Raw genomic sequence first — 22688 nt, forward strand, 5'->3', positions numbered from 1 at the left:
GATTGTGGTCAGGACAACGCGACCCCCGCACGTCCCCCAGTTCCGTGAACGCCAGCCCATAGATTCTGCCCCGCACTTTGCCTGTCTTCTTCCCGTAGCCGGAAATGGGGGGCATTGTCAAAAAAGCGGCGTCCATGCGGGCAAAAAAATACATGCCCTTGCGGCCTCGCCGGGCCGGGGCGCGGCCGGTCAGAGGCCGGTGAGCAAAGACGTGCCGAGGATCACCGCGGTGCTGACCGCCGCAGTGATCGCAACGGCCACCAGAAAGCTGTCCCCGAAGACGCCCAAGGTCGTCCTGATGCCCGAAAGCCGCTTGCCTGCACGGTCCATTGCCACCTCCCTGTTTGCGCAGGGAAAGCTGCGCCCCGAATAGGGCCGGAATAGGGCGAAACCCGGGAAGTTTGCAGGCAGGACCCCGGGTCAGGGGCAGAAGAGATCGTTGCTCAGCGCGAACACCATCAGTGTCAGCAGGAGCGCAAGTCCGGTGGTCATCATCACCCGCAGTGCCTTGTCGCTGGGCGGCTTTCCGGTGACCGCCTCATAGGCGTGAAACACCAGGTGCCCGCCATCGAGCACCGGCACCGGGAAGAGGTTGAGCATTCCCACCGCCGTCGACAGCACCGCGATGAACCAGATGAACTGGTCCAGCCCCTGCGAGGCCACCGCGCCGGAGGTCTCGGCAATCCCGATCGGCCCCGAGATGTTGCAGGTGCTGATCGCGCCGGTGATCATGTGCCACAGCCCCGACAGGGAGGAGCGGATGATGAACCACATCTGCTCCACCCCCTGCCACAGGGCCATGAGCGGGCCCGGGGTCACGGTTTCGGGCTCGAAGAACATCCCCCCCGTGATCCCGATCAGCCACCGGGTCTCGAACCCGCCTTCGGGCAGCGGCAGGTCCATCCTGCGCGGGGCGACCGTGATCTCGACCGTCTCGCCGTCGCGCCAGACCTCCATCACCATGTCCGCGCCCGCCGAGGCCTCCACCGCCTCGCGCAGATCCTCGAAGGCGTAGATCGGCGTGCCGTCTATGGCGGTGATCACGTCGCCGACCTCGAAGCCCTGGTCCATGGCGGCACTGCGCGGCTGCAGGCCCGAGACCAGCGGCGGCATGATGAACGGCCCCTGCACGTTCAGGGTGCTGCCGTCCCGCTCCACCGTGTAGGTCAGCGACGGCTCTCGCGGCAGGGTCTCGCGCAAGGCGTTGAGCGCGGTGTAATCCGGCGTCGCCTCGCCCTCGATCGCGGTGATCACGTCCCCGCGCTCCAGCTCCGACACCCCCACGGGCAGCTCGGACAGCGCCCCGATGGTCGGCCGCTCCGTCGCCGTGCCCTGCCACAGGATCATGCCGCCGAAGATCACGATGGACAGGATGAAGTTGAACACCGGCCCCGCCGCCACGGTCGCGGCCCGTTTCCATAACTTCGCGCCATGCATGGTGCGCGCCAGCTCCGCCTCCGACAGGGTGGACATCCCCTCCCCGTCCTTGCCGCTGGCCGCGTCCGCATCCCCAAGGAATTTCACGTAGCCCCCGAAGGGCAGCGCCGCCACCTGCCACTGGGTGCCGCGGCGGTCGGTGCGTTTGTACAGAACCGGCCCGAAGCCCAGCGAGAAGACCTCCGCATGGATGCCGCACCAGCGGCCGACGATGTAATGCCCGTATTCATGGATCGCGACGATCACGGAAAGCGCCACGATGAAGGCAATGATCGTGAATGCGAGCCCGCCGAATGAGGGGATCAGTCCAACAAGGTCCAAAACGTGTCCTTCGTGTTACGGTCGGATGGGTTGCGGTCAGATATCTCGCGCTCGGGTCCGGTCAACGCCGCGCGGCGCGGTCCGCCGCCGCCCGCTGCGCCATGTCCCTTGCGAGATGGTCTACATTTGCGACGCAATCAAGGCTTTGAGGTGGAATCGACAGGGAGCCGTCGCGATCCATGCCCTCCAGCGTCGCCTCCACCACCGCCGCCATGTCGAGAAATCCGATCTTCCCGGCGATGAACGCATCGAGGGCGGCCTCCTTGGCGGCGTTGAACACAGCGCCCGCGCGCCCGCCCGTCGCCATGACCTCGCGCGCCAGCCGCAGCGCCGGGAACCGCGCCTCGTCGGGCCGCTCGAAACTCAGCGACCCGATCGCCGCCAGATCGAGCCGCGCCACCGGCAGATCACGCCTCTCGGGCCAGTGCAGCGCATAGCCAATCGCATGCCGCATGTCCGGCGCGCCGAGATGCGCCATCAGCGCGCCGTCCTTGAACCCCACCAGCGCATGCACGATGGAGCCCGGGTGCACCACGGCCTCGATCCGCGCGGGGTCGAGGCCGAAAAATTCCCGCGTTTCAATAAGTTCCAGCGCCTTGTTGAACATGGATGCGGAGTCGATGCTGATCCGCTGGCCCATGTCCCAGTTCGGATGCGCCACCGCCTCGGCCAGGGTCGCCTTGGCGATCGCCTCCAGCGGCCAGTCGCGGAACGGCCCGCCGCTGGCGGTGATCACGATCCGCTCCACCGCGTCCATGTCTTCGCCCACAAGCGCCTGGAACACCGCCGAATGCTCACTGTCCACGGGCAGGATCCGCGCGCCGTGCGCCCGCGCCTCGGCCAGCAGGAGCGGCCCCGCCGTCACCAGGCTTTCCTTGTTGGCCAGCGCCAGCGACCCGCCATGGCGCAGCGCTGCAAAACCCGGATAGAGCCCCGCGGCCCCGACAATCGCGCTCATCACCCAATCCGCGGGCCGGTCCGCCGCGTCGCACAGCGCCTGCGCGCCGGACGCGACCTCCACCCCCGACCCCGCAAGGGCCGCGCGCAAGTCTTCCAGCCGGTCGTCATAGGCGGTGATCGCGATATCGGCGCGCAGGACCCGCGCCTGCTCGGCCAGAAGGGCGATATTCGCCCCGCCCGTCAGCGCCACGACATCATAGGCGTCCGGGTCGCGCTGGATCAGGTCCACGGTGTTCTGCCCGATGGAGCCGGTCGACCCGAAAATGGAGATGCGTCGTGCCATGCCCCTTCTTGCCCGTTTCCCGCTCAGAGAGGAAGGGGCGGAAAGTCGATGATCTGCTCCACCAGCAGCAGCAGCACCGAAGCCCCGAGCATCCCGTCGAACCGGTCCAGCAGCCCGCCATGACCGGGGATCAGCGCGGAGCTGTCCTTCACCCCGGCCCTGCGTTTCAGCGCGCTTTCGGTCACGTCGCCCAGCTGGCTCGCCATGGCCAGGGCGATGGAAATCCCGATCAGCTCTGCACCGGCGATGGTCTGGGTCATGAAACCCCAGCCCACCAGTCCCGCGCCGATCCAACCCGCGACCGTGCCCGACCAGGTCTTCTTGGGGCTGACCCGGGGCCAGAATTTCGGCCCCCCGATGATCCGCCCGGCGAAATACCCCGCCACGTCCGTCACCACCACCAACAGAACCAGCCACAGCATCCAGACCATGCCGAAATCCTGTCGCAGCACCCACAGGCCCAGGCCCGCAACCCCGATGAACGCGGTATAGAGCGCAAAGACCCGCCGGGACGATTCGAACCGGCCCACCCCGATCATCGCGGGCAGGATCAGCAAGGGCAGGGCAAATCCCAAGGGCAGCACCGCGCAGGAGGCCAGCGCCGCCGCCGCAGCCCCCGCCACGACCACGGCGCCGGTCTTGTCCTCGGGTGCCACCATCCGGGCCAGTTCCCACACCATCGCACCGACAACCGCCGCCAGCAGGAACAGGAACAGGTATCCGCCGTACCAGATCGCGACAACGCCCACGAGCACCATCACCACCGCCGACGCCAGGCGCGGCAGCAGGTCTTCGAAACTGGCATTCAGGGGCATTCCGGGCGGTCCGACGGCTGCTAGAGAACGGCGCCGAAGCGGCGCGCGCGCCCGCCGAACCGCTCGACCACTTCGGCGAAGATCTCGGGCGTGAAATCGGGCCAGAGCGTGTCGATGAACTCGTACTCCGCATAGGCCGACTGCCACAGCAGGAAGTTCGAAATCCGCGCCTCCCCGGAGGTACGGATCACCAGGTCCGGGTCCGGCAGCACACAGGTGTCGAGAAACCGGGTCAGGGTGGTCTCGTCCACGCATTCCGCATCGAGCCGCCCGGCGGCGACCTCCTGGGCCAGGCGCTTGGTGGCGCGCGCCACCTCGTCCCGGCCGCCGTAATTCAGGGCGATCGTCAGGTTCACCCGGCAATTATGGGCCGTCAGCGTTTCCACCTCGTCCATCAACTCGCGCAGTTTCGGGTCCAGCCGGATCCGGTCCCCGATGAACCGCACCCGCACCCCTTCGCGCAGGAAACCTTCCATCTCCTTGGTGATGTAGCGCCGGAACAGCCCCATCAGGCCCGAGACCTCGGACTGCGTGCGCTTCCAGTTCTCGGTCGAGAAGGCGAAGATCGTCAGGTACTCGATCCCCAGATCGGGGCAGGCCTCCACCACTGCGCGCACCCGCCTTGCCCCGGCCTGGTGGCCGAACAGGCGCGGGCGTCCGCGTTGCTGCGCCCAGCGTCCATTGCCATCCATGATGATCGCCACATGGCGCGGACCCTCTGCCGGGGGCTTTGGTTTCGGTGCGTGCTGCATCCTGTATCTCGCTTTCTCGCCCCCCGGTTACAAACAACCCCGCCTGGGTCCAGGCGGGGCTCGGTCTCAGACCTGCATGATCTCGCTCTGCTTGTTCTCCAGAGCGTCATCGACCTTCTTGATCTCGGCATCGGTCAGGGCCTGCACCTCGTCGGACCAGATCTTGTGATCGTCCTCGCTCATGCCGTCGGCCTTGAATTTCTTGAGCTGGTCCATGCCGTCGCGGCGCACGTTGCGGATCGCCACGCGGGCGTGCTCGGCATATTGTGCAGCGACCTTGGTCAGCTCGCGCCGGCGCTCCTCGTTCAGCTCCGGGATCGGCAGCATGATGATCGTGCCGTTGAGCTGCGGGTTGATCCCCAGCCCGCTTTCGCGGATCGCCTTCTCCACCTTGCCCACGAGGCTCTTGTCCCAGACGTTGATCGTCACCATCCGGGGTTCGGGCACGTTGACGGTGCCGACCTGGTTGATGGGGGTTTTCTGCCCGTAGGCATCCACCATCACCGGCTCCAGCATCGACGCCGAGGCGCGACCGGTCCTGAGAGAGGCGAACTCCGTACGCAGGGAGGCGAGCGCGCCGTCCATCCGGCGCTTGAGGTCATCGAGATCGAGGTCGAAATCTTCGTCGGACATGTGTGTCTCTTGGTTCGTTACGTCTGCTGCTGCCTGTTGGGTGTATGTAGCCAATGGATGCGGACTTGTATAGCGAGCAATCGGGGCGAAGCTGTGGCCCGCCCACGCCACCCCGTGCCGCGCGCGAGGATCAGCCGTTGTTCACCAGCGTATAGGTGCCCTCGCCGGCAAGGATGCCGCGGAACCCGCCCGGCTCGTCGAGGGAAAAGACGATGATCGGCAGCTTGTTGTCGCGCGCCAGGGCGATGGCCGAGGCATCCATGACACCCAGGTGCTGGGCCAGGCAATCGTCGTAGGAGATCTGGTCATAGCGCACCGCGTCGTCATGCTTGGCCGGATCCTTGTCATAGACCCCGTCCACCTTCGTGCCCTTGAAAATCGCCTCGCAGGACATCTCGTTGGCGCGCAGGGTCGCGGCGGTGTCGGTGGTGAAATAGGGATTGCCCGTGCCCGCGGCAAAGATGCAGACCCGCTTTTTCTCCAGGTGCCGCACCGCGCGGCGCCGGATATAGGGCTCGCAGACCTGGTCCATGGGAATGGCCGAGATCACCCGGGTGTGGATGCCGAGCGCCTCCAGCGCGGCCTGCATCCCCAGCGCGTTCATGACCGTGGCCAGCATCCCCATGTAGTCGGCGGTCGTCCGCTCCATCCCCTGGGCCGAGCCCTGCAACCCGCGAAAGATGTTGCCGCCGCCGATCACCATGCAGATCTCGACCCCCATGTCGTGGACGGTCTTCACCTCCTGGGCGATGCGCTGCACCGTGGGCGGGTGCAATCCGAACCCTTGCGGGCCCATCAGGGCCTCCCCGGAGATTTTCAGCATCACCCGTTTGTACTTGGTGGCGTGCGGGGCGGCGTCCATGGTGATGACCTCTGTCTTGTATCCGGAAGGGATTTGCGCGCAAAATGGTCCGAAACCCCGCCGGGATCAACGGCGAAACCGCCGCGCCCTGTCCTGAACCGGTTCCCCGATGCCCCTGCCCGACCTCTCCACCCTGTCCGCCGACCAGCCCGTGCTGATCGCGGGGCCCACCGCGTCGGGCAAATCGGCCCTCGCGCTCCGCATCGCCGAGCGCCAGGGGGGCGTGATCGTGAACGCCGACGCGCTGCAGGTCCACGATGCCTGGCGGGTGCTCAGCGCGCGCCCCTCGCCCCAGGACGAAGCCCGCGCGCCCCACCGCCTTTACGGCCATGTCGCCCGGGGCACGCCCCATTCGGTCGGCCACTGGCTGCGGGAGGTCGCGCCGCTGCTGTCGGGTCCGCGCCCGATCATCGTGGGCGGCACGGGGCTGTTTTTCACGGCCCTGACCGAAGGGCTCAGCGAGATCCCCGAGGTGCCTGCAGAGGTGCGCGCCCGTGCCGACGCCCTGCGGGAGGGCGACTTCGCGCGGATGCAGGCGGATCTGGCGGCGCGCGACCCCGAGACCAGCGCCAGGATCGACATGGCCAACCCGATGCGCGTCCAACGCGCCTGGGAGGTGCTGGAGACCACCGGCCGCCCGCTGGCCCGCTGGCAGGCCGACACCCCGCCGCCGCTCCTGCCCCGCACCCGCGCGGCCCGCTTCGTGCTCGAGGCCCCGAAGGACTGGCTGGCCCCGCGCATCGCCCGGCGATTTCGCCAGATGCTCGACCAGGGCGCGCTGGACGAGGCCCGCGCCGCCCTGCCGCACTGGGACGCGGCCGCCCCCTGGGCCCGCGCCATCGGCGCGCCCGAACTGATCGCCCATCTGCGCGGCGAAATCACCCTCGACGCCGCCGAAGAGGCCGCGACCCGCGCCACCCGCCAATACGCCAAGCGCCAGCGCACCTGGTTTCGCGCCCGGATGCGCGACTGGACCCCGGTCCCCCCCGGATCGGCCTGATTTCGCCGGAATTTCACAGAGACTGGCCCCGCGCGCCCGGGAACGGTAGGGTTCGGCCATGACGACACCCGAGCGCCCCGTCTCCACCTCGTCCCTCGCCGCGATCCTGCAAGCCGGGCGCTGGCGATTGACCGACTGGCATGCCGAACCCACCCCCCTGCTCTACGTGGTCAATCGCGGTCAGGGGCGCGTGTCGGTCTGCGGCAAGACCCGCGGCTTCAGCGGCCCCTGCCACCTCTACGTGCCGGCCCGGGCGACCACCCGGTTCGAGTTTCCCACCCCCGTCTTCGGCCACCGTGTCGCCTTCGGCCCCGGCTTCGATGGCCAGTTGCCCGACACTCCCGTCCTGCTGCGCGCCACCACGACCCAGACCCAGGGCGAGATCACCTGGCTTCTGGGCCAGATCGAGGGCGAGGCGGACGCCGCGACCGAGGATGCGGATGTGGCCATCGCCGCCTATGGCACCCTGCTGGCCCTGGCGGTCACCCGGCTGCACCAGCGCGAAGGCGCCGCCGAATGGAGCCAGTCCAAGGCCGAAACCATCGTTGCGGGGTTCACCGCGCTGATCGAACGGGATATTGCCGCCGCGCCCGAAAGCCCACCCTCCGTGGCGGCCTATGCCGCGCGACTGGGGATCACGCCCACCCACCTGACCCGCGTCTGCCAGACCGTCACGGAGCTGGGCGCCTCGACCCTGGTGCAGGACCGGCTGCTGGCCGAGGCCCGGCGGCGGCTCGCCGACACCCCGGCCCCGGTGCACCAGATCGCGCAATCGCTCGGCTACGGCTCGGCGGCCTATTTCGCGCGCAGCTTCGGCGCCCGGATGGGCCAAACCCCGACCGCGGCCCGACGCATGTTGCGGGCCGAGTGATCCTCGACTGACCCTACGTCAAGCCGCTTTGATCCGCGGCCGTTTCGGGAGTGATGTCGCTTTTGGACCAAAAACATGTCGTTTTTTCCCCGATTCGGCCCGGGCTGGCGGTTGACCCCCCGCAGAGAATGAGGCGTGATGCGCGCATCAACAGCTTCCTCCGCCGCGCAGTGACCCAGCGCCCCCACCCGAAGGCATCACAGCTCGGGGGCGAGCGCGCGGAAAATAGCAAGAACACGTATCTCAGGGAGATCAGAATGACGATGTCCACCATCAACGGCAAACCCATGCATCCGGCGGTCGCAACCTACGCCCAGGACTGCCGCACCGGCACGCTCAGCCGCCGCGAATTCCTGTCCTACGCCACTGCGCTCGGCGCCACCTCGGTCGCCGCCTACGGCATGATCGGGGCCAAACCGGCCCGCGCGATGACCGCCACGCCGGCCCAGGGTGGCACGCTGCGCATCCAGCACCTGGTCAAGGCGATGAAGGAGCCGCGGACCTATGACTGGTCCGAGCTTGGCAACCACTCCCGCGGGTTCCTCGAATATCTCGTGGAATACAATGCCGACGGAACCTTCCGCGGCATGCTGCTGGAAAGCTGGGAAGTGAACGACGACGCCACCGTCTATACCCTCAACGTCCGGCCCGGCGTGACCTGGAACAACGGCGACGCCTTTACCGCCGAGGACGTGGCGCGCAACATTACCGGCTGGTGCGACAGCTCGCTCGAAGGCAACTCCATGGCCACCCGCGTGCAGGGGCTGATCGACGAAGCCACCGGCCAGGCCCGGGAGGGCGCGATCGAGATCGTCGATGACATGACCGTGCGCCTGACCCTCAGTGCGCCCGACATCACCCTGATCGCCACCATGTCCGACTACCCCGCCGCGATCACCCATGCCAGCTACGAGGGCGGCAATCCGTTCGACCACGGCATCGGCACCGGCCCCTATCGCCCGGTCAGTTTCGAGGCGAACGTGCGCGCCGTGCTGGAACGCGCCACCGACCACACCTGGTGGGGCACCGAGGTCTATGGCGGCCCCTATGTCGACCGGATCGAGTTCGTCGATTTCGGCACCGACCCGGCCACCTGGCTGGCGGGCGCCGAGGCCGAGGAATTCGACCTGACCTACGAGACCACCGGCGAGTTCGTCGACATCTTCAGCGCCATCGGTTGGTCCGTCACCGAGGCCGTGACCGGCGCCACCGTCGTGTGCCGTCCCAACCAGGCCGCCGAGATCGACGGCGTGACCCCCTATGCGGACGTGAACGTGCGCCGGGCGCTTGCGATGGCCGTGGATAACAGCGTGCTGCTGGAGCTGGGCTACAACAACCAGGGCACCGCGGCGGAAAATCACCATGTCTGCCCGATCCATCCGGAATACGCCGATATCGGCGCGCCGGAAACGGACCCGGCCAAGGCCAAGGAGATGATCGACGCCGCCGGCCTGGGCGATTTCACCCACACCTTCATCACCCCCGATGAAGAATGGCTCGCCAATACTGGCGCCGCCCTGACCGCGCAGCTGCGCGACGCGGGCATCCAGGTCGATCACCGCATCCAGCCCGGCGCCACCTTCTGGGGCGACTGGACCAAGCATGCGTTCTCGGCCACCTCCTGGAACCACCGGCCCCTGGGCGTGCAGATCCTGGCACTGGCCTACCGCTCGGGCGAGGCATGGAACGAATCCGCCTATGCCAACCCGGAGTTCGACGCGGCCCTCGCCGAGGCCCTGGCCATCGCCGATGCCGACAAGCGCCGCGAAGTCATGGGCAAGGTGCAGCAGATCCTGCGCGACGACGGCGTGATCATCCAGCCCTACTGGCGGTCGCTCTACAACCACCACCGGGGCGACGTGGTCAATGCCGAGAAGCATCCGAGCCACGAGATCCACGTCTACAAGCTCGGCTTCGCGGCCTGACGCGACGCACGACACCGGCCGGAGCCCGCCATCGGGCTCCGGTCTTTTGCTCCTGATCCCGCGCGTCACCCGACCAGCCCGACAGAGAGGCCCTCATGTTCGCTTTCATCCTGCGCCGTTTCGGCGTCATGGCCCTGACCGCGCTTTGCGTCACCTTCATCGTCTTCTTCATGACGAACCTGCAGCCCAACCTCGAGAAGGTCGCCAAGAGCGAAGGCTCGGTCCGCATGACCGATGCCGAGGTCGCAAGCTGGCTGTCGAATAACGGCTATGATCGGCCGATGCTGGTGCGCTACGGCGAATGGCTGGGCCTGGTGCCGGGCTGGACCCGCACGCTGGAGGATGGCGGGATGCGCGGGCGCTGCATCGACGGCATCTGGCGCAGCGGCGATCCCGAACCCCCGGGCTTCTGCGGCCTGCTGCAGGGGGATTTCGGCACCTCGACCGTCTTCAAGGCCGATGTGGGCGGCGTGATCGCGGAACGCCTGGCCCTCACCGGCAAGCTGATGTTCTGGGTGATGGTGGTGATGGTGCCCTCGGCGCTGCTGGTCGGTGTGCTGGCGGGAATGCGCGAGGGCTCGCGCACGGACCGGAGCCTGTCGACTGCCTCGATCATCACCACCGCCACGCCGGAATACGTCTCGGGCGTGGTGCTGGTGGTGCTCTTCGCCTCCTCTACCGCCGGGCTCTCGCCGCTCTTTGCCGAATGGGGCTGGATCGACGGGCGCACGATCCTCAAGGGCTCCGCGGCCTCGGCGGCCGAGGACGCCACGCTGGAAAACTTCACCCTGCCGGTGCTGACCATGGCGCTTTACGGCATGGGCTACATCGCGCGGATGACGCGGGCGTCCATGGCCGAGGTGATGACCGCGCAATACATCCGCACCGCGCGGCTCAAGGGCGTGAGCTTCCGCAACATCGTGCTGAAACACGCCCTGCGCAACGCGCTGATCGCGCCCTTCACGGTGATCATGCTGCAATTCCCCTGGCTGCTCACGGGCGTGGTGATCGTGGAAACCCTGTTCAACTACAAGGGCTTCGGCTGGACCCTGGTGCAGGCCGCCTCGAACAACGATGTGGAGCTGCTGCTGTCCTGCTCGGTCGTGGCGGTGATCGTGGTGCTCGTGACACAGCTGATCTCGGATATCGGCTACGTCTTCCTCAACCCCCGTATCCGGATCGCGTGAGGAGAGCCCGATGGAGCCGATGACAACTCTCGAGATCTGGATCCAGGTCTTCATCCAGTTCATGCCCGTCTGGGTCATGCTGATCGCCACCTTCACCCTGTCCATCGTCTACAAGCGACGGCTGGGGCTTTACGGCAAGCTCTTCGACAGCCCGATCGGGATGGTGGGCTTCGGGATCGTGATGTTCTGGGTGTTCACGGCGATCTTCGCCGACATGATCATCACCCATGACCCGATCCAGGTGGTCTCCGGCATGAAGAACAAGGTGCCCGGCACCCCGGTGCCGGAGGGCACGGCGGGCTTCTCGCACTACCTCTTCGGGGGCGACAACCTGGCGCGCGACGTGTTCAGCCGGATGGTGATGGGCGCGCGCGAGGTGCTCAAGATCGCGCCGGCCGCCACGCTGTTCGCCTTCATGGTCGGCATCGTGCTGGGCCTGCCGGCGGGGTATTTCGGCGGCAAGTTCGACACGGTGCTCAGCTTCATCGCCAACCTGGTGCTGGCCTTCCCGGTGATCCTGCTCTTCTACCTGCTGGTGACACCCGAGATCGTGGCGACCGGCATCCCGACCTACATGGCGGCGGTGCTCTTCGTGTTCCCGATCCTGTTCCTGGTGGTGCTGTGGAATTCGCGCTATTTCACCCAACCGGCCAAGCGGAACCTGTTCGTCGCGCTGACCGTGGTGATCGGCGGCTGGCTCTATCTTGGGCTGGCGTTCAACGCCGATCCTCTGGGCATCGTGTCGATGCCGCCCAACGTGCTGATCGTGTTCGTGTCGGTCGTGTTCGTGAACTCGCCCACGGTGTTCCGGATCGTGCGCGGCATCGTGCTCGACATCCAGACCCGCGACTACGTGGCCGCCGCGCAGACCCGGGGCGAGGGCCCGTGGTACATCATGCTGTGGGAAATCCTGCCAAACGCCCGCGGGCCCCTGATCGTCGATTTCTGCCTGCGCATCGGGTATACGACCATCCTGCTCGGGACTTTGGGCTTTTTCGGCCTGGGCGTCAGCCCCGAAAGCCCCGATTGGGGGTCCACGATCAACGAGGGCCGGCGCCTGCTGTCGATCTACATCCACCCCGCCCTGCCGCCCGCGCTCGCGCTGATGAGCCTTGTGCTGGGCCTGAACCTGCTGGCCGACGGCCTGCGCGAAGAAAGCCTGAAGGACTGAGGGAACGGTTCGTGGGGGCGCTGCCCCCACACCCCCGGAGTATTTCAGCACAAAAGAAAAGGGACGCGATGACCGAGACCTATGACGGCCCGATCCTCGAGATCGAGAACCTTTCGATCTCCTTCTTCACGCGCCTGCGGGAAATCCCGGCAGTGATGGATTTCTCCTGCACCGTGATGCCTGGCGAGGCCATGGGACTGGTCGGAGAATCCGGCTGCGGCAAGTCCACCGTTGCCCTGGGGGTGATGCAGGATCTCGGCGTGAACGGCCGCATCGTCGGCGGCACCATCAAGTTCAAGGGCCGCGACCTGAACACCATGAGCCCCGAAGAGCTCCGCCGCATCCGCGGCAAGGAGATCGCCATGATCTACCAGGAGCCCATGGCCTCGCTCAATCCGGCCATGCGGATCGGCAAGCAGCTCATGGAAGTGCCGATGATCCACGAAGGCGTCTCCGAAGACGTCGCCTACCAGCGTGCCCTCGACGTGGTCACCGACGTGCGCCTGCCGGACCCCAAGCGCATCCTGAACAGCTTTCCGCACCAGCTCAGCGGCGGCCAGCAGCAGCGCATCGTCATCGCCATGGCGCTGATGGCCAACCCGGCGCTGCTGATCCTGGACGAGCCGACCACGGCGCTCGATGTGACCGTCGAGGCCGCGGTGGTCGATCTGGTGAAGGACCTGGGCAAGAAATACGGCACCTCGATGCTGTTCATCTCCCACAATCTCGGCCTGATCCTGGAGACCTGCGACCGGCTCTGCGTGATGTATTCCGGCGAGGCGGTCGAGACCGGCTCGATCGAGGACGTGTTCGACGAGATGCAGCACCCCTACACGCAGGCGCTGTTCCGCTCGATCCCCCTGCCCGGCGCCGACAAGAACGCCCGCCCCCTGGTGGCCATCCCAGGCAACTTCCCCCTGCCCCATGAGCGGCCCAAGGGCTGCAATTTCGGGCCGCGCTGCGACTATTTCCAACCCGGGCTCTGTGACGCCCAGGACATCCGCATGCGCAAGATCCCCGGCGACGACCGCCACGGCTCCCGCTGCCTGCGCTTCGAAGAGATCGACTGGAACGCCCCGGTCGAGAAGGCCGACCAGACCGAGAAGCCCGAGCCGGGCCGCGTCGTTCTGAAGATGGACAACCTCAAGAAATACTACGAGGTCGCCGCCTCGGCCCTCTTCGGGGGCAAGAACCGCAAGGTGGTGAAGGCCAACGAGGATCTCAGCTTCGAGGCGCGCGAGGGCGAAACCCTCGCCATCGTCGGCGAGAGCGGCTGCGGCAAATCCACCTTCGCCAAGGTCCTCATGGGGCTGGAGACCGCCACCGACGGCACCATCCTGCTCGACAACCGCGAGATCCAGGATATCGAGATCCAGGACCGCGACACCAAGACCGTGGCCGATGTGCAGATGGTATTCCAGAACCCGTTCGACACGCTCAACCCGTCGATGACCGTGGGCCGCCAGATCATCCGGGCGTTGGAGATCTTCGGCGTGGGCGACACCGAGGACGCCCGCAAGCAGCGGATGCTGGAGCTTTTGGACCTGGTGAAGCTGCCCCGTGCCTTCGCAAACCGGATGCCCCGGCAGCTCTCGGGCGGCCAAAAACAGCGCGTCGGCATCGCCCGCGCCTTTGCCGGGGATGCCCGCATCGTGGTGGCCGACGAGCCGGTCAGCGCGCTCGACGTCTCGGTGCAGGCCGCGGTCACCGACCTGCTGATGGAGATCCAGCGCCAGAACCAGACCACGCTCCTGTTCATCTCCCATGACCTGAGCATCGTGCGGTACCTCAGTGACCGGGTGATGGTGATGTATCTCGGCCATGTGGTCGAATTGGGCACCACCGACGAGGTCTTCTCGCCCCCCTATCATCCCTATACCGAGGCACTGCTCTCGGCCGTGCCGATCGCCGACACCAGCATCCAGAAGGAGCGGATCGTGCTCGATGGCGACATCCCCTCGGCGATGAACCCGCCGCCGGGCTGCCCGTTCCAGACCCGCTGCCGCTGGAAATCCGAAGTGCCCGGAAACCTGTGCGAAACCCAGGTCCCGCCCCAGCGCAAGACCCCCACCGGCCACCAGATCAAATGCCACCTGAGCGAAGAGAGCTTCGCCAGAATGGGCCCGGTCATCAAGATGGCGGCGGAGTGATCCCCCGCCTTCCGACGCCCCTGTCCCCCGGGCGGGATATGCCCCGCGCGGCCCCCCGGGCCATCCGCCCATGGGGCAAACGTCCCATGGATTGCGACAACAAGGTCAGTTTGCGTCAAAAAGAGGTCGTTTTTGTTATAAGTACCCGTTAAGACTACCGACACACTGAGTTTGCGCGTGCCCCGGTACACCCAAAACCAAAGCGCAACAATCGACGCGGCCGCGCGGGACAGGCTCCCTGCGTAAGGCGGCGCAGAGGGAGAAAAGACAATGCCAGTCAAACCGCCGGTCACAGACCTGCCAATTCGAACCGCCGACAGCGGATTTTACAAGGGCTTCACCAAGGACGTCGCGATCACCGGGAAACTCCTGGTCGGCGGGCTGATCCTCTGGGCCATCGCCTTCCCGGACCAGGCCGCCAGCGTGCTCGGCGCGCTGAACTCTATCATCCTGGCCACATTCAACATCTGGTACGTCTACACGATGGCGTTCTTCGTCATCCTGTGCTTCGCGCTGGCGCTCTGGCCCACGGCGGGCAAGCTGCGGCTGGGGCACGACGATGACAGGCCAGAATTTTCCAATTTCTCGTGGTTCTCGATGATGTTCGGCGCGGGGATCGGGATCGGGATGCTGACCTTCGCAACCGCCGAACCGATGTACCATTTCGGCGCGAACCCGGCCACGATCATGGGCGACACCGAAGGCTCGACCGCCGGAAACGTGCGCGACGCCTATATCTGGTCGTTCACCCATTGGGGCCTCGCGGCCTGGGCGTCCTACGCCATCGTGGGCCTGGCCTTGGGCTATTTCTGCTACCGGCGCGGCCTGCCGCTCACGATCCGCTCGGCGCTCACGCCGATTTTCGGCAACAAGCTCTCGGGCCCCGTGGGGCATGTGGTGGATATCGTGGCCGTCGTGGCGACCGTGCTCGGCGTGTCCCAGACCCTCGGTTTCGGGGTCGAACAATTCATCGCCGGTCTCAGCCGGATCGGCGTCGGCGACTGGCTCTACACGGCCACGGCCGATGGGGGACAGACCTCCTCGACCATGGGGATCATCGTCGCCCTGTGCGTGATCATGGGCCTGTCGACCCTGTCGGCGCTCTCGGGCGTGGGCAAGGGCATCAAGTGGCTATCGAACCTCAACATGGGGCTCAGCTTCTTCGTGCTGATCTTCTTCCTGATCTTCGGCTCGACCTTCTTCGGTCTGCAAACCCTGTTCGTGGGCATGTTCGACTACCTGGTGTCGATCCCCGGCAATATCTTCACGGTCTGGGTCGGGGCACCGGCCGAGGCGATCATCGCCAGCGTACCGGCGTCGGTGCAGGCCCTGCCGGCCGAGGATCTCGCCGCCATGGTCGAGAGCGCAACCAGCCCCTGGGGCACGCTCGCGTCCTTCACCGAGGGGCTTCCGGCCAGCGCCGCGGCCCTGCCCGCAGCCGACATCGCGGCGGTCTATGCCGCGGCGACCGAGAATCGCCTGTCGGGCTGGCAAGGGGCCTGGACGATCTTCTACTGGGCCTGGTGGATCGCGTTCGCGCCCTTCGTGGGCGTGTTCCTGGCGCGCATCTCCAAGGGCCGCACGGTGCGTGAATACGTGCTGGGCGCGATGATCATCCCGGCGATCATGTGCTTTGTGTGGTTCGCCCTCGTGGGCGGCACGGCGATCGACCTCGAACTTCGCGGCGTGGCCGATGGCGCGATCCAGGGGGCGGGTCAGGCTGACCAGCTCTTCGCGATGCTGGCGGTGATGCTGTCCGAGGGGCTGGCCTATGCCATGTCCGTGCTGATCGTGATCCTGCTCTTGACCTACCTGGTGACCTCTGCCGACAGCGCGGTGCTGATCATCAACACGATCAACGCCGCGGGCGACGAGGGTCCCAAGGCCCGCCCGCATATCCTGTTCTGGGGCGCGGCCCTGGCGCTGGTCGTGGGCGGTCTGATCATCGCGGGCGGCCTGGGCGCGATCCAGACGGCCATGGTGATCGGGGCGCTGCCCTTCTCGGTGGTGATGGTCCTGATGGGCCTGTCCCTGATCAAGGCGGTCTACCGCGACGGGCTGCGGCTCAAGCACGGGCTGCCCGCCACCCATGTGGAGCCGGCGGACACCGACGCCGCCCCCACCCCCGCGGAATGACGCGGACCCTTTGACAAGGACACAGGGCGGGGATCTTCCCCGCCCTTTTTCGTGGCCACACACCCCAACAACCTCGCCCGCCTCACGGGGCCACGCCGAAAACAGACCGCGCGATGTCGGGAACGGGCGGGCCACCGACCCGGGCCAGACGCCACCGTGTCCCAACGGCAGGAGGCGCACGATGAAATCCCACACTCAGGTCTGCGTGATCGGCGGCGGTGTTGTCGGCTGTTCGGTGCTCTACCACCTGACGAAGCTTGGCTGGTCCGACGTGATGCTGCTGGAGCGCTCCGAACTGACCTCCGGCTCCACCTGGCACGCGGCGGGGGGCTTTCACACCCTGAACGGCGACACCAACATGGCCGCCCTGCAAGGCTACACCATCGGGCTCTACAAGGAGTTGGAGGCACTGACCGGCCTGTCCTGCGGTCTGCACCACGTGGGCGGCATCACCCTGGCCGACACGCCCGAGCGCTTCGACATGCTCAAGGCCGAGCGCGCCAAGCACCGCTACATGGGGCTGGAGACCGAGATCCTCGGCCCGGCCGAGATCAAGGCCATGGCCGATCTGGTCAACACCGACGGCATCCTCGGCGGGCTCTACGACCCGCTCGACGGCCATCTCGACCCCTCGGGCACGACCCACGCCTATGCCAAGGCCGCCAAACTCGGCGGCGCGCAGATCCACACCCACACCATGGTCACCGCGACCACACCGAACCCCGACGGCACCTGGACCGTCGAGACCGACAAGGGCACCGTGATCGCCGAACACCTGGTCAATGCCAGCGGCCTCTGGGCGCGGGAGGTCGCGGCGATGGCGGGTGTCTACCTGCCGCTTCTGCCCATGGCGCACCAGTATATCGTCACCGACGACATCCCCGGGATCTACACCCGCGCCACCGAGTTCCCCCATGTGATCGACCCGGGCGGCGAAAGCTACCTCCGGCAAGAAGGCCGCGGCCTCTGCATCGGGTTCTACGAGAAACCCTGCGAGGCGTGGTCCGTGGACGGCACGCCCTGGGACTTCGGGCACGAATTGCTCAACGACCAGTTCGAGAAGATCGAGGATAGCATCGCCTTCGCCTACCGCCGCTTCCCGGTGCTAGAAACCGCAGGGGTCAAATCGGTGATCCACGGCCCCTTCACCTTCGCCCCCGACGGCAACCCGCTCGTCGGTCCCGTGCCGGGGCTGCGCAACTACTGGTCGGCCTGCGCGGTCATGGCGGGCTTTTCGCAAGGGGGCGGCGTGGGCCTGGCGCTCGCGCAATGGATGATCGAGGGCGAGACCGAACGCGACCCCCGCGCCATGGACGTCGCCCGCTTCGGGCGCTGGACGACGCCGGGCTACACGGTCCCCAAGGTGATCGAGAACTACCAGAACCGCTTTTCCGTCAGCTACCCGAACGAGGAACTGCCCGCCGCGCGCCCCTTCCGCACCACGGCGATGTACGACATCTGGGACGGCATGGGCGCGGTCTTCGGCCAGACCTACGGGCTGGAGGTCGTCAACTACTTCGCCCCTGAAGGCGCGCCGCGCTTCGAAACCCCAAGCTTCCGCCGCTCCAACGCCTGGGGCGCGGTGAAGGCCGAGGTCATGGCCGTGCGCACTGGCGTCGGCATCAACGAGTTGCAGAATTTCGGCAAGTTCCGCGTGACCGGCCCCGGCGCGCGGGCCTGGCTCGACCGGATCATGGCCGGCCGCATCCCCGCCCCCCGACGCCTGTCGCTCAGCCCGATGCTCGCACCCTCGGGGCGGCTGATCGGGGATTTCACCATCTCGTGCCTGTCGGAGACCGAGTTTCAGCTCACCGCCTCCTACGGCGCCCAGGACCAGCACCTGCGCTGGTTCGAGGCCCATCCCGACCCGGGCGTAACCATCGAAAACATCTCCGACGCGCGCACCGGATTCCAGATCGCCGGACCCAGGGCCCGCGACGTCCTGGCCGCCTGCACCCGCGCGGATGTCTCGGCCGAGGCGTTCCGCTTCTTCGACGTGGCGCCCATGACCATCGGCATGGCCCAGTGCCTCGTCCAACGGGTCAGCTACACGGGCGATCTGGGCTTCGAGATCTACTGCAGCCCGGCTGAACAGCGCCACCTCTTCCACACGCTCTGGGAGGCCGGACAACCCCATGGCATCCGCCCTTTCGGGATGCGCGCCATGATGTCCCTGCGGCTCGACAAGTTCTTCGGGGCCTGGAGCCGCGAGTATTCGCCCGACTACACCGCCGCCGAGACCGGGCTCGACCGGTTCATCCATTTCGGCAAGAACACCGCCTTCATCGGCCGCAACGCGGCGGAGGCGGAGCGCGCCACGCCCCCCGCGCGCCAACTCTGCGCCTTCGAGGTCGCCGCCACCGACGCGGATGTCGTGGCCTACGAGCCGATCTCGCTGGACGGCGAGGTCGTGGGCTTCTGCACCTCGGGGGGCTACGCGCATTTCACAGGCAAATCCATCGCCCTGGGCTTCGTGCCGCGCGAAATGGCCCAGGACGGGCTGGAGGCCAGCATCGAGATCCTCGGCGACCATTGCCCGGCCACCCTGATCACCACACCGCTCTTCGATCCGGACGGGGCCCGCATGCGCGGCTGAGGCATCCCGCGAACACGCGTTTTCGAAAACGCGTGACGGCACGCCGGGCCCGAGGGACGCGCCCCCGCGCGGGCCCCCGCGCGCGCCCATGGCAGGCTGGCGTCCGATCTCCGGGCCTCCAAGCGTTTTCGAAAACGCTTGGGCGCATCCCCTTCCCGACGCGCGCCTTTCCGGGCAGGATCACGTCATGGCCGATATCGCCCTCCTCCTCGCCGCCGGCGCCTCGTCGCGCATGCGCGGCCGCGACAAGCTGATGGAGCTTGTGGACGGCACGCCCCTCGTGGCCCGCCAGGCCGCCCTCGCGGCCTCCGTGGTCCCGCACGTCCTCGTCGCCCTGCCACCCGCGCCGCACCCGCGCCACGCCGCGCTGGATGGGCTCGACGTCACCCGCCTGAGCCTGCCCGACAGCGCCGAGGGCATGGGCGGCACCCTGCGTGGCGCCGTCGCGCGCCTGCCTGCCGATTGCACGGGCCTGCTGCTGCTGCTCGGGGACCTGCCCGAAATCACCGCCGAGGACCTGCGCGCCGTCCTCGCCGCGCGCCGCACCCACCCGCAGGCCCGCATCTGGCGCGGGGCCACCGAGGACGGCGCTCCGGGCCACCCGATCCTCTTTGCCCCCGACACCTTCCCCGATTTCGCGCGGCTTTCCGGCGATGCGGGCGGCCAGTCCGTGATCGCCAGGCACCGCGACCACCTGCACCTCGTGCCCCTGCCCGGCACCCGCGCGCGCCGCGACCTCGACACGCCCGAGGACTGGGCGGCCTGGCGGGACATGCGCTCCCAAACGCCCTGATCGAAGTTGAGCCACGGTGTGCCCGGGCTGATCCATGCGAGCTCTGGTCGTCGCAGTATCGTCGCAGAAATTCCCAAGCCGTACCGCTTTCGCAGCCGACAAGGACAAGGCGGCGCGCGCGGCCTGTGCCGCCGCTATCGTCACGAAAGATCATGGGTGAGTTATGAGAGTTCTGATTGTTGCCTTGATTGCAACGGCAACCCTTGCCGGATGCGCCAAACCTCCGAAAAGCATAGCGCCCACCGCTGTGTCCACATCCAACTACGAAGGCTACACATGTGCCGAGTTGCAGGCGGAACTGAGCCACAACATGCGCGAATTGGCCGCCGCGGAGAGTCGACAGCGCGCCGCTGTGGCCGGGGATGCGGTCGGCGTGTTTCTCGTGCTGATTCCGCCCAGTGCCTTCACCGGTGATGCGTCTGCGGATGTGGCGCTGAACAAGGGCGAGGACATCGCTTTGCAGACGGTTTACAACCGCCGTTGCGCCCCACAGCGTCTGGTCTCCCGTGGCAGTGCCTGGAACAGGTGGTAACCCGAAGCGGCAGCGACCAGCCGGATCTCAAGGGGGATGCGGCTGGTACCCGAGGTCGGACTCGAACCGACAAGATGTTGCCATCGGGGGATTTTGAATCCCCTGCGTCTACCAATTCCGCCACTCGGGCACGGGCGTTGTGCTAGCGCCAAGCCCGCGCCGCGTCCAGAGCAAAAACGCCCTAGAACATCACGCCGACCAGCCACAGCGTGATCCCCGGAAAGGCCACGAGGATCACCACCCGCACCAGGTCCGAGGCGACAAAGGGCGCCACCCCGCGATAGGTCCGGCCCATGGGCACGTCGCGCGCCATGGAGTTGATGATGAACAGGTTCATGCCCACCGGCGGCGTGATCAGCCCGACCTCCACCACGATCAGCGCGAGAATGCCGAACCAGATCGCGGCCTCCTCGGGCGTCAGGCCGAAATCCAGTGCCATGACGATGGGAAAGAAGATCGGGATGGTCAGCAGGATCATCGACAGGCTGTCCATCACGCAACCGAAGATCAGGTAACATACCAACATCGCCGACAGCACCACCAGCGGCGCGAAGCCCTGGGCCGTCACCCACTCGGCCAGCTGCTGCGGCGCCTGTGTGAACGCAAGGAAGGAATTGAAGAGCTGCGCGCCCAGCACGATGAAGAAGATCATCGCCGAGGCCTGCGCGGTCTCCAGGATCGACTCGAGCAACCCCTTCCAGGTCAACCCGCCCGTGGCCCAGCCGTAGATCCCCGTGGCCACCGCGCCCACCGCCGCGCCCTCGGTGGGCGTGAACAGCGCCTGCACCCCGTCCTGGGCCCAGTTCCAGTCCCCAGCAATGCCCCCCATCACCAGACCGAAGATCACCACCACGGGCCAGATCCGCCACAGGGTCCGCATCCGGTCGGCCATGGGAATGCGCGGCGCGGTGGTGGCCGCGTCCGGTTTCACGCGCACATAGATCGCCACGGTCAGCATGTAGCCAAGGGCCGCGATGATGCCCGGGATGAGCGCGGCGATGAACATCTTGACGATGTTCTGCTGGGTCAGGATCGCATAGATCACCAGGATCACCGAAGGCGGGATCAGGATGCCCAGCGTGCCCCCCGCCGCCAGCACCCCGGTGCTGAGACTGTCGGAATAGCCGCGCTTCTTCATCTCCGGCAGGGCCACCTGCCCCATGGTCGAAGCCGTGGCCAGCGACGACCCGCACACCGCCCCGAACCCCGCGCAGGCCCCCACGGCTGCCATCGCCACCCCGCCCTTGCGGTGCCCCAGCCAGTCCGACGCCGCCTGGAACAGCGCCGCCGACATGCCCGACTTCGTGGCGAACTGCCCCATCAGCAGGAAGAGCGGCACGATGGACAGCGAATAGCTCGAAAACGTGTCGTAGCTCAGGGTCTTCATCTGGCTCAGCGTCGCGTTGGGATGCCCCAGCACCACCCATGTCCCGATGAACCCGGTCAGCCCCATGGCCACCGCGATCGGCACCCGCAAAAAAATCGCCCCCAGCATCAGCGCAAAGCCCGTGAGCGCCAGCTCCACGCCGCTCATGCCCGGCCCTCCCGCCCGGCAAGCACCCAGTTCAGGCTGCGCCACACCGTATAGAGCGCCACGACCAGGAACACCGCCGCCCCGGTCACCGCCAGCGCGTAAGGGATCCACACCGGCAGCTCCAGCTCGTAGGTCGTTTCGGGAAAGAACGGCTTGAAGCCCATCCCGAGCGCCTCCCGCAGCCCCTCGGAGCCATAGGGAAACTTCTCCCCGAACCCCAGCCACAGCCGCCAGAAGATCACGCCCGCCGCCAGCGCGATCAGCCCGTCACCGATCAGCCCGGTCAGCGCATGGATACGCGGCGGCAGCCGATCCACGAAGATATCCACCGTCACATGCCCGCGCTTGAGCTGGCACCAGGGCAGAAACGCGAAGATCGCCACCGCGCAGCCCGCCTCCACCAACTCGAAATCCCCGGTGATCGGCCCCAGGCCCAGCCCGATCAGCGCCCGCCCGATGATCGACGCCACGGTGATCACCGCAATCGCCACCAGCACCAGCCCGCCGCCATAGGCCATGGCGCGCGCCAGCGCTTCCAGCGCCCGGCCCGTCCGGGCCTCCCAGGTGGGTGCGATCATGCTAACGAGCCTCTTGCGGATCGGGATCGGAAAGCCCGCGCGCGCAACCCGCGCATCCGGACGCCCCCCGGTTTAGCGGTCCCGTCGCGCGGCGCAAGGGGCCGCGCGGCGGAAAAAAAGGGGCCGGACGGATGCGCCGCCCGAACCCCGGT

19 protein-coding genes and 1 tRNA gene are annotated in these 22688 nt (G+C 67.1%); 10 read left to right on the forward strand and 10 right to left on the reverse strand.

The genetic code is table 11. The features are described 5' to 3' along the window. Positions 1 to 189: 189 nt before the first annotated feature. From PVW48_RS02850 to pyrH, 7 genes are all read right to left on the reverse strand, one after another. Positions 190 to 330 (reverse strand): hypothetical protein, encoded by a 141-nt coding sequence (locus tag PVW48_RS02850; RefSeq protein ID WP_157865284.1) that lies wholly within the window; start codon positions 328 to 330, stop codon positions 190 to 192. A gap of 90 nt (positions 331 to 420) precedes the next feature. Continuing rightward, a complete protein-coding gene (gene rseP, locus PVW48_RS02855; protein WP_274580200.1) occupies positions 421 to 1758 on the reverse strand; it encodes an RIP metalloprotease RseP in 1338 nt (445 codons plus the stop codon). 61 nt (positions 1759 to 1819) lie between these two features. Beyond that, on the reverse strand, positions 1820 to 3001 hold the full coding sequence (dxr, locus tag PVW48_RS02860; RefSeq protein WP_274580201.1) for a 1-deoxy-D-xylulose-5-phosphate reductoisomerase: 1182 nt from the start codon (positions 2999 to 3001) through the stop codon (positions 1820 to 1822). 23 nt (positions 3002 to 3024) lie between these two features. Continuing rightward, entirely contained in the window at positions 3025 to 3816 is a 792-nt protein-coding gene (locus PVW48_RS02865; RefSeq protein ID WP_012178168.1) for a phosphatidate cytidylyltransferase, read from the reverse strand. 20 nt (positions 3817 to 3836) lie between these two features. Then, on the reverse strand, positions 3837 to 4568 hold the full coding sequence (gene uppS / locus PVW48_RS02870; protein ID WP_012178167.1) for a polyprenyl diphosphate synthase: 732 nt from the start codon (positions 4566 to 4568) through the stop codon (positions 3837 to 3839). A gap of 66 nt (positions 4569 to 4634) precedes the next feature. Then, complete coding sequence (gene frr, locus PVW48_RS02875; protein ID WP_012178166.1) at positions 4635 to 5201, reverse strand: ribosome recycling factor; 567 nt, start codon at positions 5199 to 5201, stop codon at positions 4635 to 4637. A gap of 130 nt (positions 5202 to 5331) precedes the next feature. Beyond that, complete coding sequence (pyrH, locus tag PVW48_RS02880; protein WP_274580276.1) at positions 5332 to 6069, reverse strand: UMP kinase; 738 nt, start codon at positions 6067 to 6069, stop codon at positions 5332 to 5334. 103 nt (positions 6070 to 6172) lie between these two features. On the opposite strand from pyrH, the gene miaA reads away from it, so the two are divergent. The 10 genes from miaA (at position 6173) to PVW48_RS02930 (ending at position 20424) form a co-directional block, all read left to right on the forward strand. After that, a complete protein-coding gene (gene miaA, locus PVW48_RS02885) occupies positions 6173 to 7063 on the forward strand; it encodes a tRNA (adenosine(37)-N6)-dimethylallyltransferase MiaA (protein ID WP_274580202.1) in 891 nt (296 codons plus the stop codon). 58 nt (positions 7064 to 7121) lie between these two features. Beyond that, positions 7122 to 7934 carry a helix-turn-helix transcriptional regulator gene (locus PVW48_RS02890; protein WP_274580203.1) on the forward strand — a complete coding sequence of 271 codons (813 nt, stop codon included), beginning with the start codon at positions 7122 to 7124 and terminating at the stop codon, positions 7932 to 7934. A gap of 257 nt (positions 7935 to 8191) precedes the next feature. Continuing rightward, a complete protein-coding gene (locus PVW48_RS02895) occupies positions 8192 to 9859 on the forward strand; it encodes an ABC transporter substrate-binding protein (protein ID WP_012178162.1) in 1668 nt (555 codons plus the stop codon). 95 nt (positions 9860 to 9954) lie between these two features. Then, complete coding sequence (locus tag PVW48_RS02900; protein WP_274580204.1) at positions 9955 to 11046, forward strand: ABC transporter permease; 1092 nt, start codon at positions 9955 to 9957, stop codon at positions 11044 to 11046. Positions 11047 to 11056: 10 nt separating this feature from the next. Next, positions 11057 to 12217, forward strand: coding sequence for an ABC transporter permease (locus PVW48_RS02905; RefSeq protein ID WP_274580205.1), 1161 nt, complete (start codon positions 11057 to 11059; stop codon positions 12215 to 12217). Between the two features lie 68 nt (positions 12218 to 12285). After that, on the forward strand, positions 12286 to 14367 hold the full coding sequence (locus PVW48_RS02910; RefSeq protein WP_274580206.1) for a dipeptide ABC transporter ATP-binding protein: 2082 nt from the start codon (positions 12286 to 12288) through the stop codon (positions 14365 to 14367). A gap of 270 nt (positions 14368 to 14637) precedes the next feature. Then, complete coding sequence (locus PVW48_RS02915) at positions 14638 to 16503, forward strand: BCCT family transporter (RefSeq protein WP_012178158.1); 1866 nt, start codon at positions 14638 to 14640, stop codon at positions 16501 to 16503. A gap of 181 nt (positions 16504 to 16684) precedes the next feature. After that, positions 16685 to 19099 (forward strand): GcvT family protein, encoded by a 2415-nt coding sequence (locus PVW48_RS02920; RefSeq protein ID WP_274580207.1) that lies wholly within the window; start codon positions 16685 to 16687, stop codon positions 19097 to 19099. Between the two features lie 187 nt (positions 19100 to 19286). Beyond that, positions 19287 to 19892, forward strand: a complete 606-nt coding sequence (locus PVW48_RS02925) for a nucleotidyltransferase family protein (RefSeq protein ID WP_012178156.1) — start codon at positions 19287 to 19289, stop codon at positions 19890 to 19892. A gap of 247 nt (positions 19893 to 20139) precedes the next feature. Further along, positions 20140 to 20424, forward strand: coding sequence for a hypothetical protein (locus PVW48_RS02930; RefSeq protein WP_274580208.1), 285 nt, complete (start codon positions 20140 to 20142; stop codon positions 20422 to 20424). 43 nt (positions 20425 to 20467) lie between these two features. Here PVW48_RS02930 and PVW48_RS02935 read toward each other — a convergent pair. The 3 genes from PVW48_RS02935 to PVW48_RS02945 all read right to left on the reverse strand — a co-directional run bounded on the left by PVW48_RS02935 (position 20468) and on the right by PVW48_RS02945 (position 22536). Then, positions 20468 to 20554: transfer RNA gene (locus PVW48_RS02935), tRNA-Leu, on the reverse strand. A gap of 51 nt (positions 20555 to 20605) precedes the next feature. Beyond that, a complete protein-coding gene (locus PVW48_RS02940; RefSeq protein ID WP_274580209.1) occupies positions 20606 to 21958 on the reverse strand; it encodes a TRAP transporter large permease in 1353 nt (450 codons plus the stop codon). Beyond that, complete coding sequence (locus tag PVW48_RS02945) at positions 21955 to 22536, reverse strand: TRAP transporter small permease (protein ID WP_012178153.1); 582 nt, start codon at positions 22534 to 22536, stop codon at positions 21955 to 21957. Before PVW48_RS02945 ends, PVW48_RS02940 begins: the two co-directional genes overlap by 4 nt. Positions 22537 to 22688: the final 152 nt, after the last annotated feature.

It is taken from the genome of Dinoroseobacter sp. PD6 (assembly GCF_028807315.1).
In the GTDB taxonomy this organism is placed as follows: domain Bacteria; phylum Pseudomonadota; class Alphaproteobacteria; order Rhodobacterales; family Rhodobacteraceae; genus Dinoroseobacter; species Dinoroseobacter shibae.

Bases quoted from the DNA above. Each gene is read 5' to 3' on its own strand.
- PVW48_RS02850 (WP_157865284.1), bottom strand. From the start codon at position 330: ATGGACCGTGCAGGCAAGCGGCTTTCGGGCATCAGGACGACCTTGGGC.
- dxr (WP_274580201.1), bottom strand. From the start codon at position 3,001: ATGGCACGACGCATCTCCATTTTCGGGTCGACCGGCTCCATCGGGCAG.
- PVW48_RS02865 (WP_012178168.1), bottom strand. From the start codon at position 3,816: ATGCCCCTGAATGCCAGTTTCGAAGACCTGCTGCCGCGCCTGGCGTCG.
- uppS (WP_012178167.1), bottom strand. From the start codon at position 4,568: ATGCAGCACGCACCGAAACCAAAGCCCCCGGCAGAGGGTCCGCGCCAT.
- frr (WP_012178166.1), bottom strand. From the start codon at position 5,201: ATGTCCGACGAAGATTTCGACCTCGATCTCGATGACCTCAAGCGCCGG.
- miaA (WP_274580202.1), top strand. From the start codon at position 6,173: ATGCCCCTGCCCGACCTCTCCACCCTGTCCGCCGACCAGCCCGTGCTG.
- PVW48_RS02890 (WP_274580203.1), top strand. From the start codon at position 7,122: ATGACGACACCCGAGCGCCCCGTCTCCACCTCGTCCCTCGCCGCGATC.
- PVW48_RS02895 (WP_012178162.1), top strand. From the start codon at position 8,192: ATGACGATGTCCACCATCAACGGCAAACCCATGCATCCGGCGGTCGCA.
- PVW48_RS02900 (WP_274580204.1), top strand. From the start codon at position 9,955: ATGTTCGCTTTCATCCTGCGCCGTTTCGGCGTCATGGCCCTGACCGCG.
- PVW48_RS02905 (WP_274580205.1), top strand. From the start codon at position 11,057: ATGGAGCCGATGACAACTCTCGAGATCTGGATCCAGGTCTTCATCCAG.
- PVW48_RS02910 (WP_274580206.1), top strand. From the start codon at position 12,286: ATGACCGAGACCTATGACGGCCCGATCCTCGAGATCGAGAACCTTTCG.
- PVW48_RS02915 (WP_012178158.1), top strand. From the start codon at position 14,638: ATGCCAGTCAAACCGCCGGTCACAGACCTGCCAATTCGAACCGCCGAC.
- PVW48_RS02920 (WP_274580207.1), top strand. From the start codon at position 16,685: ATGAAATCCCACACTCAGGTCTGCGTGATCGGCGGCGGTGTTGTCGGC.
- PVW48_RS02925 (WP_012178156.1), top strand. From the start codon at position 19,287: ATGGCCGATATCGCCCTCCTCCTCGCCGCCGGCGCCTCGTCGCGCATG.
- PVW48_RS02940 (WP_274580209.1), bottom strand. From the start codon at position 21,958: ATGAGCGGCGTGGAGCTGGCGCTCACGGGCTTTGCGCTGATGCTGGGG.
- PVW48_RS02945 (WP_012178153.1), bottom strand. From the start codon at position 22,536: ATGATCGCACCCACCTGGGAGGCCCGGACGGGCCGGGCGCTGGAAGCG.